Raw genomic sequence first — 8,843 nt, 5'->3', positions numbered from 1 at the left:
GGCTCGATGAGCACGGGTTTGAAGACGACCTTCACCGGAAGCCCGGCGAGGCCCTCGGCGACCGCGCGGGCCTGCTCGGCGACCTGGCGGAGGGTCTCGTCGCCGTAGAGCGACTGACTGCCGGTGACGAACCAGACTTCGCATCCGTCGAAGGAGGTGGAGAGGGGCACGGGTGGGTCCTTTCAGTCTTGCGCCGGTCGTTGAACTCGGAGATTCACCGGTCGTTGAGCGAGCGAAGCGAGTCGAAACGCAGTGGGCTCCGACGTTTCGACTCGGACCGCTTCACGGGCCTCGCTCAACGAGCGGGGGCGGGCAGGGCGCAGACGGCGGCGGCTTCGACGGCGAGGCCGCGCCGGTAGCGGTCGAGGTAGGCGGCGAATCCGGCGACGTCCACCGGATCGGGGTCGGCGACGCTCACCGCGGCCTCCGCGAACACACGGTCGGCGAGATGGGAGGCGAGGTCGAGGTCGGTGTGGGAAAGGAAGTCGGCGAGCACCGCGATGCCCCACGCGCCGCCCTCGGAAGCGGTGTCACCGACCGCGACCGGGGCATCCAGCGCCGCCGCCAGCAGCCGCTGGGCGATCCCCGCGGTACGGAACATGCCGCCGTGCGCGAACATGCGCTCCAGCGTCACGCCCTCGTCGGCGAGCACCCTCATGCCGAGCGCCAGCGTGCCGAACGCGCCGTACAGCTGGGCGCGCATCACGTTGGCGAGCGTGAACACGCTGTCGGGGGTGCGCACGAGCAGCGGCCGCCCGGCGCTCAGCCCGGCGATGGGTTCGCCGGCGAGGTGGTTGTACGCCACGAGGCCCCCGGCATCCGGCTCGGCCTGCAGCGCCTCGCGGAACAGCACGTCGAACACGTCATCCGAGCGGAGCGGCGTGCTGGATGCCTCCGCGAAGCGGGCGAACAGGCCGGCCCACGCCGCCAGCTCGCTCGCGCCGTTGTTGCAGTGCACCATCGCGACGGGGCATCCGGCGGGCGTCGTCACCACGTCGAGCTCCTCGTGCACGGCGCGCAGCGGATGCTCCAGCACCACCATCGCGAAGATGCTCGTGCCCGCACTCACGTTGCCGGTGCGCGGGGCCACCGCGTTCGTGGCGACCATGCCGGTGCCGGCGTCGCCCTCCGGCGGGCAGAACGGGATGCCGGAGGTCAGTGCGCCGGTCGGATCGAGCAGCCGGGCGCCGCTCTCGGTGAGCTCGCCGGCCACCGCACCCGCCGGCAGCGTCTCGGGCAGCAGGGTGCGAAGCGCCGGCACCCGGCCCGCGGCCAGGGCGTCGTACCGGCCGAGCAGCGCGTCGTCGTAGTCGCCTGTCTCCGGGTCGATGGGGAACATGCCCGAGGCATCCCCCACCCCGAGGACGCGCCGGCCCGTGAGCTGCCAGTGCACGTAGCCGGCGAGCGTCGTGAGGAAGCAGACCCGGCCGACGTGCGGCTCGTCATCGCGCACCGCCTGGTGCAGGTGCGCGATCGACCAGCGGAGCGGGATGTTCACCCCGAACAGCTCGGTCAGCTCGGCCGCCGCCGGTCCCGTGGACGTGTTGCGCCAGGTGCGGAACGGGGTGAGCAGCCCGCCGTCCGCGTCGAACGCGAGATATCCGTGCATCATCGCCGAGACGCCGACGGCCCGCAGGTTCGTGAGGGGCACGCCGTACCGGTGCTGCACGTCGGCGGAGAGGCGGGCGTAGGCATCCTGGAGCCCCGCCCAGACGGCATCCAGCGGGTACGTCCAGACGCCGTCCACAAGCCGGTTCTCCCAGTCGTGGCTTCCCACGGCCAGGATCTGCTGCGGGTCCTCGCCGATCAGGCACGCCTTGATGCGCGTCGACCCCAGCTCGATCCCCAGCACCGCGCGCCCGCCGGCGATGACCTCGGCGGACGCGCGGAGCTCGGGCCCGGACGCGCTCACGAGGCGCTCCGGCGGGCGTCGGCGGCCTGCCCGTAGACGTTCTGGTACCGCGTGTAGAGCGCGTCGATCGCCTCCTGAGGGAGCGGCACGAGGGGTCCGGCGGCCCGCGCCAGCTGCACGGTGCGCGCGACGTCCTCGAGCATGACGGCGGCCTTCACGGCATCCTTCGCGTCCGCGCCGATCGTGAACGGACCGTGGTTCTGCATCAGTACGGCGCGGCTGCGGTGGCCGGCGAGGGTCTGCACGATGCCGCGGCCGATCGAGTCGTCGCCGATGATCGCGAATGGGCCCACCGGGATCGGACCCCCGAACTCGTCGGCCATCGCGGTGATGACGCAGGGGATCTCCTCGCCGCGCGCCGCCCAGGCCACCGCATAGGTGGAGTGCGTGTGCACCACCCCGCCGACCTCGGGCATGTGCCGGTACACATAGGCGTGCGCGGCGGTGTCGCTGGAGGGCGCCCGCTCGCTGCCGGACGTGCCCGGGACGACGTTGCCGTCGAGGTCGCACAGGATCATGTTCTCCGGCGCGAGGTCGTCGTAGGAGACACCGGACGGCTTGATCACGAACAGGTCGGCACCCGGCACGCGACCCGAGACGTTGCCGCCGGTCCACACCACGAGCCCGTAGCGCACCAGTTCGCCGTGCAGCCGCGTCACGTCCTCGCGCACGCGGGCGATGGCCGCCTGCACTTCATCGTCGGTCACGGGGCCTCCATCGGTCGGGTCGTGAGTGATGTTACCGGTAACATTCCACGATCACAACCGCCAGGCGCCCCCTCCCCGGCGTCAGCGCGCGGGCGGGGCCGTGGACGCGCGGACGATGAGCTCCGGCATCCGTGCCGGCACCGGGGCATCCTGCCCGAGCACCTGCGCCACGCAGCGCCGCGCCTCGCCGGCCAGGTCGATCCGCACCGTGGTGAGCGCGGGCCGGTAGAACGCCGCATCCGGGGTGTCGTCGAACCCGACGACGCTCACGTCGGCAGGCACATCGAGCCCGTCGGCGGCGAGCCCCGCCATCACCCCGAGCGCCATCTGGTCGTTCGCGACCGCGACCGCCGTCGGCCCGTCCGGGCGGCGGACGGCGGCGGCGAGCGCAGGGGCGAGTGCCCAGCCGGATGCCGCGGACCAATCCCCCACCCACTGCGGCCCGGGGGCGATTGCGTGTACGGCGAGCGCGCGGTCGAAGCCGGCAGCGCGCGCACCCTCCTCGAGCCAATCGGCCGGGCCGCCGATGCGGGCGATCCGCCGGTGGCCGAGAGCCACCAGGTGCTCGACGGCGAGGACGACACCGGCGGCCTGCCGCTCCGCCCCGACACCGGAATGCAGCGCGGTCACCGGCACCCCCGGCCGCCGCTCCGCCAGCGCCTCGAGGGTGCGCTCGTGCGCGGCGATGAGGATGACGCCGTCGACGCCCTGCGCGAGCAGGTGCTCCAGCGCCGCGTCGACGGATGCCTCATCCGACGCGTCCGCGTACGCGGTCGCCATCCAGCGGCCCTCGGCGCGCGCCGCCGACTCGAGCGCCGCGATGCCGACCGACGGACCGTACAGGGTGGCATCCGACGCGATCACGCCGAGCGTGCGGCTGCGGCTCGTGCCGAGGGCCCGTGCCGCGTTGTTCACCCGGTAGCCGAGCGACTCCATCGCCGCCTGCACCCGCAGCCGCGTCTCGTCGCGGATGCCGGGGTGCTCGTTGATGACCCGCGACACGGTCTGCGTCGACACGCCGGCCGCCGCCGCGACCTCCCGCACCCCCACGCGCCCGCTGCGCCGACGCGCCGACGATGAGTCCATAGAGCAAACGCTAGGCCACCGGCGGCTCCCGCACCGCGCCCTGCGCCGGGTCGTCCGGCACGCCGGCCCCCGACATGGCGGCGACGACCAGCATGACGCTGCTCGCACCGAGAACGCCGGCGGCCCCGGCGACCGCCGCCAGCGCGCCGACCGTGACCGGCAGCAGGGTCTGGCCGAGCCGGTTCGCGGCGAGCCGCATCGACATGGCCAGGCCGCGCGTGCCCGGCGGCGCGATCAGCGAGATCCACGACATCGTGATGGGCTGGCAGATGCCCACGGCGAACCCGTAGCCGGCGGCGAGCGCGACGAGGGCCGCAGCGGGCAGGTCGAAGACGAAGCCGGCGAGCACGAGGGCCGAGAGCAGGATGCTGCTCACGAGGAGGCGCCGGCGGCCGAGAGCGCGGGTGAGCCTGCCGAGGAACAGCCGCGAGACCATCGAGAATCCCGACCGTGCCACGAGCATGGCGCTGATCACGACCGCGGAGAAGCCGCGGTCGTGGCCGATCAGCGGCGCGTACGCGATGAAGATGTCGACGGATGCCAGCACCAGGCTGCCGGCGACGAGCGCATGGGGCAGTCCGCGGGTGGCGAGCACGCCGCGGGCGGCGCGCAGCATCCCGTCCCGTGCCAGGGTGGGCGGGCGGTCCGGGCTGCGGATGAGCAGCGACACGACGAGCATGAGCAGGGCGCAGCCGAGCGCGACACCGAACACGAGGGTCACCGGCGGCATCGCGGCGGTGCCACCGGGGAGCACGAGCATGAGCGGCCCGATGGTCTGACCGAGCGACACCGCGAAGCCGTAGACGCCGAAGGCGGAATCCGACCGGTGCGCCACCGAGACCGAGCCCACGTACGACTGCTCGCCGAGCACCGTGAACATCTGCCCGCAGCCGAGCAGCACCGAAGCGGCCATCAGCATCGGCAGCGATCCGCCGGTGACGACGGCGAGCGCCGCGGCGGCCGCGACGGCGATCGAGCCGATCACCATGCCCCGGCGTTCGCCGATCACGTCGGCGACGCGGCCGGCCGGCAGGGCGAGCAGCAGTGCGGGCAGTGCGTAGAACGCCGAGAGGGCGCCGAGGGATGCCGGGGAGCTGCCGAGCGCGAGGGCGGCGTACGACAGCGCGGGCCGCATGCCGAAGATGATGATCTGGATCAGGGCGGCGTGGACCAGCAGCAGAAGGAGCCCCCGACGCCCGATGCGCATCAGCGGCTGGCTCCTGCGCCCGCGGCATCGAGTCCGGCGACGATCTCGGGCCCGATGCCGTCTCCGACCAGCGGGCCGATCCGATGGCTGTCGGTGTTCATGCGGCATCCTTCGTGACCTCGAGGCTCGTCTCCGTGCCCACGGTAAGGTTATAACCTCCGAGATGTCAATGCGGCTCGGTTGGTCCGAAAGTGAGCCCTGACTGAACTTGGCTCGTGAATCGTGTTATAACGGAGTGCTCCTCCACCGACCGATAGGCATGCCGTTGACCGCACCGACCCCCGCGTACGCCGTCAAGAGCGACCTCGCGTACCTGGTCGTGCGCGACCGCATCCTCTCCGGCGAATACCCGCCGGGGTCGTCGTTCAACCAGGCATCCCTCGCGGTCGAGCTCGGAATCAGCACCACTCCCCTGCGGGAGGCACTGCGCCGCCTCAGCTCCGAAGGGCTCGTCGAGCTCGGAGCGCACCGCGACGCCATGGTCACCCGGCTGAGCGTCGAAGAGGCACGCGACCTGCTCGAGCTGCGCCTCGCGCTGGACCCGCTGGCGGCCGGACTCGCGGCCGAGCGGCGTACCCGCGACGACATCGCCGCGATCCGGGATGCCTCGACGGTCACCGCACTGCCGGAACATCCGACCCTCGAACAGCTCGCGCAGCACCGGAGGTTCCACCGGGCGATCTACCGGGCATCGCACAACGAGGCGCTGATCGCGACGCTGGATTCTCTGTGGGACAAGGCGGATCGCTATCGCGTGGCCGCCCTGCGCCAGGGCCGCGGCGACGACGAGGTCCAGCAGAAGAACGCCGAGCACCACGAGTTGATGATGTGCGTCATCGCCGGCGACGCCGCGGGCGCTGTGGAGGTGATGCGTCGGCATATCAGCACCGGCCTCGGTGCGACAGCCGCGCAGCTGCTCGACGACGTGACCCCGGCGTGACGATGCCGGCCCCCGGAGCACGCCCGACGAAAGCCTTCGCGCGGACGCACTCGCGGTGGGTGACGTGACGCCGGGGCCGAACGGTCACCGGGAAGCAGTCGCCGCCGCGAGCCCGGCCCGCCGGCCGAACACCATCCCGGCAGCGAGTCCGGAGCCGCCCGGATAGTTCCCGCTGAACAGCCCGCCGAGCATCTCGCCGCACGTGAACAGCCCGGGGATGGGCTCGCCCGTCTCGTCGAGGACGGCGCCGTCGACGTCTGCCCCCAGCCCGCCGAAGGTGAAGGTGATCCCGCAGGTGACGGCGTACGCGTAGTAGGGCGCCTGGGCGATCGCAGCCGACCAGTTGCTCTTCGGCGGGACGACGTCGGCCCGGCGCCCGTCCTTCACAGTGGGATCGAAGGCGCGGGACACGTCGATGGCGGCGTTGAACCCGTCCACCGTGCGTCGCAGGCCCGCGGGGTCGATCCCCGCCGCCTGCGCGAGCCCCTCGATCGTGTCCGCTGCGACGACGCTCACGCCCGGCATGTCGTACTCCTCGGTGCGCAGCATCGGTCGCAGCCGCGCGTCGAAGATCTGCCAGGCGACGGAGCCCGGCTGCTCGAGGATCGCCCTGCCGTACTTCGCATAGGTGTAGTTGCGGAAGTCGGCGCCCTCGTCGACGAAGCGGCGGCCGTCACGGTTCACGATGATGCCCAGCGGGTAGCTCTGCCGGGTCAGGCGATTGGTGAGCTCCCGGTTGCTCTCGTTGTCCGGGGCGGACGCATCCCACTGCACGCTGTGCGCGCTCGCCCAGTCGCCCCCGCGGGCGGCACCGCGGGCAAGGGCCGCCGTGAGCATGTCGCCCGTGTTGCCGGGAGTGCCGCGCACCTTGGCGTGCCGCCATCCGGAGCCGAGGTGCCGCTCGCGCAGACCCGGGCTGGCCTCGAATCCCCCGGCGGCCAGGATCACTGATCCGGCCCGGTACTCCCGACGTGCGCCGTCGGATTCGACCACGACCCCGGTGATCCTGCCGCCCTCGTCGACGAGGTCGACGGCTCTCTGGCCGAACCGGAGGTCTTCGCCGAGCTCTGCGGCGATACGCAGATGGTCGGCGATGAGGCCGACCCCGCCGTCGACGTTCCCCAGATGCAGGCCGCCCCAGAACCGGTAGGAGCCGTCGGGCCGCAGGTAGGCCTGCCGTTCGAAGAGCAGGCGGTACCGCACGCCGAGGTCGTGCAGCCAGCCGAGGGCGCTCCGGCTCTCGTGCGTGAGCACCCGTGTGAGCTCGGGGTCGTTTCGCCCCTCGGTGACCCGCTGCAGATCGGCCGCATACTCCTCCGGGGGGTACTCCGGGATCTCCGATCGATCGATGCGCTCGTCGGGTTCGACGAGGTCGACGACGTCGTCTTTGCCGCCGTGGGCGATGCGCGTGGCACCGGCCGTGTAGTAGCTGTTGCCCCCGCTCCGCTCGAGCGGCTCCCGCTCCAGCACCAGGACGCTCGCACCCGCCAGCCGGGCCGCATGGGCGGCGCTGAGGCCGGCGTTTCCCGCTCCGACGACGAGGACGTCGGGGCCTTCACCGGGTCGCGACGAGAGGGTCATGCGGTCTTCACCGCCACCACGGCCGCGCCGCGCGCCGGTTCTTCCCGCCGCTCGCTGAGGTCCTCCAGCGTGACCTTGCCGCTGCGCGGTCCGAAGATCGCGATGGTGACGGCCACGACCAGCCAGCAGGCGGCGATGTAGATGAACACCGACTGATATCCCAGCGATCCGAACAGGGCGGCGACGATGAACGGGCCGACGATGTTCACGAGACGCCCCATCCCGTACGTGAACCCGCTGCCGGAGTTCCGCACCTCGGTCGGGAAGAGCTCGGGCGTGTAGGTGTACAGCAGGGCCGCGAACGTCTGGATCAGCACGTTGACGCAGAATCCGAAGGCCACGATCGCGACGGCGTTGAACGTGATGCCGTAGAGGATGCCGCTGACCGCGGTGGCGATGCACACGATCACCAGAGGCAGCTTGCGGCCGAACCGGTCGGAGATCGGCCAGGCCAGCAGGGCGCCGGGCACCGCGCCCAGGGAGGTCATCGCCGCGAACCCGATCGAGTGCACCAGGTCGAATCCGTGCGCCACGAGCAGCGTCGGGACGAAAGCGGTGAAGCCGTAGAAGCCGAGGGTCTGGAAGATCCACACGACCGACAGGAAGAGCGTCCGGCGGCCGGCGAGCCCGCGGAAGAGCACGCGGTACCCGCCGCGCACCCGCGAGGTCGTGAGTGCGGACGTCACGTCTCCGACGGGTGCGACGGGCGCTTCGGCCAGCGGCGGCAGGTCGCCCACCGGGCTCTCGAAGCGCTGCAGGGCCCGCTCCGCCTTCTGGTCGTGTCCGTGCCGCAGCAGCCAGCGCGGGCTCTCCGGGATCCGCACCAGACCGGGGATCGCGACGATCGCGAGAGCGCCCACGACGAACACGAACCGCCAGCTCTCCGCGCTGATGGGGATGATGCCGCGGGCGGCGAACGAGATGATCGGGATGCCGAGCAGCCCCACGGCCATGACCGCGGACTGCATCCGGCCTCGGCGTGCCGCCGGCATCGTCTCGGAGACGTAGGTCGTCGCCGCCACGGTCATCGCGGACAGCCCCACCCCGGTGATGAACCGGACCGCCATGAAGCTCGCCTCGTTCCACGCGAAGGCGTTCAGGAGGGATCCCGCGGAGAAGAGGATCGTGGCGGAGAGCAGCGCCTTCTTGCGGCCGACGGCGTCGGAGAACCGGCCGCCGAGCGTCGCTCCGAAGAACATGCCGAGGAACCCGGCGGACGTGACGACGGCGATCGTCCCGACCGTGAATCCGTACGCCTGCTGCAGCGCCGGGGCGACATAGGCGAACGTGTTGAGGTCGCCGAACTCGAACAGGAACACCACGGCGAGCGTGGCGATGACGAGTCGGTGGGTCTTGGCGATCGGGAGCCGGTCGAGCCGGGCCGCCACCGTGAATTGAGTGAGCATTTCT

7 protein-coding genes and 1 pseudogene are annotated in these 8,843 nt (G+C 71.9%); 1 reads left to right on the top strand and 7 read right to left on the bottom strand.

Features of this window, described 5'->3' with window-relative positions; translation table 11 throughout:
* The 5 genes and pseudogenes from VJR25_RS11985 to VJR25_RS11965 form a co-directional block, all read right to left on the bottom strand.
* Positions 1–170 (bottom strand): annotated as a pseudogene (locus VJR25_RS11985) (L-arabinose isomerase); the annotation flags it as partial.
* Positions 171–295: 125 nt separating this feature from the next.
* Positions 296–1,912, bottom strand: a complete 1,617-nt coding sequence (locus tag VJR25_RS11980) for a xylulokinase (protein ID WP_324115294.1) — start codon at positions 1,910–1,912, stop codon at positions 296–298.
* Positions 1,909–2,619: an L-ribulose-5-phosphate 4-epimerase gene (locus VJR25_RS11975; protein WP_324115292.1), complete on the bottom strand. Its 711-nt coding sequence runs from the start codon at positions 2,617–2,619 to the stop codon at positions 1,909–1,911. Before VJR25_RS11975 ends, VJR25_RS11980 begins: the two co-directional genes overlap by 4 nt.
* Positions 2,620–2,700: 81 nt before the next feature.
* The gene (locus VJR25_RS11970; RefSeq protein WP_324115290.1) at positions 2,701–3,705 is read right to left on the bottom strand and encodes a LacI family DNA-binding transcriptional regulator; all 1,005 of its coding nucleotides are present in this window, start codon (positions 3,703–3,705) and stop codon (positions 2,701–2,703) included.
* Between the two features lie 10 nt (positions 3,706–3,715).
* The gene (locus tag VJR25_RS11965) at positions 3,716–4,912 is read right to left on the bottom strand and encodes an MFS transporter (protein WP_324115288.1); all 1,197 of its coding nucleotides are present in this window, start codon (positions 4,910–4,912) and stop codon (positions 3,716–3,718) included.
* A 265-nt stretch (positions 4,913–5,177) separates the two neighbouring features.
* Here VJR25_RS11965 and VJR25_RS11960 point away from each other — a divergent pair, with 265 nt between their 5' ends.
* On the top strand, positions 5,178–5,852 hold the full coding sequence (locus VJR25_RS11960) for a GntR family transcriptional regulator (protein WP_324115286.1): 675 nt from the start codon (positions 5,178–5,180) through the stop codon (positions 5,850–5,852).
* A gap of 84 nt (positions 5,853–5,936) precedes the next feature.
* Here the strand turns inward: VJR25_RS11960 and tcuA are convergent, their stop codons facing one another.
* Positions 5,937–7,433, bottom strand: a complete 1,497-nt coding sequence (gene tcuA / locus VJR25_RS11955) for an FAD-dependent tricarballylate dehydrogenase TcuA (protein ID WP_324115283.1) — start codon at positions 7,431–7,433, stop codon at positions 5,937–5,939.
* Entirely contained in the window at positions 7,430–8,839 is a 1,410-nt protein-coding gene (locus tag VJR25_RS11950) for an MFS transporter (protein ID WP_324115281.1), read from the bottom strand. Before VJR25_RS11950 ends, tcuA begins: the two co-directional genes overlap by 4 nt.
* Between the last annotated feature and the right edge of the window lie 4 nt (positions 8,840–8,843).

Origin of the sequence: Microbacterium sp., assembly GCF_035277845.1 — a bacterium.
In the GTDB taxonomy this organism is placed as follows: Bacteria; Actinomycetota; Actinomycetes; order Actinomycetales; family Microbacteriaceae; genus Microbacterium.
This window is presented reverse-complemented; position numbering and strand designations above follow the sequence as displayed.

What these genes read in the sequence shown, in the direction of transcription:
- VJR25_RS11965 (WP_324115288.1), bottom strand. Translation starts at nt 4,912, where the DNA reads ATGCGCATCGGGCGTCGGGGGCTCCTTCTGCTGCTGGTCCACGCCGCC.
- VJR25_RS11950 (WP_324115281.1), bottom strand. Translation starts at nt 8,839, where the DNA reads ATGCTCACTCAATTCACGGTGGCGGCCCGGCTCGACCGGCTCCCGATC.
- tcuA (WP_324115283.1), bottom strand. Translation starts at nt 7,433, where the DNA reads ATGACCCTCTCGTCGCGACCCGGTGAAGGCCCCGACGTCCTCGTCGTC.
- VJR25_RS11970 (WP_324115290.1), bottom strand. Translation starts at nt 3,705, where the DNA reads ATGGACTCATCGTCGGCGCGTCGGCGCAGCGGGCGCGTGGGGGTGCGG.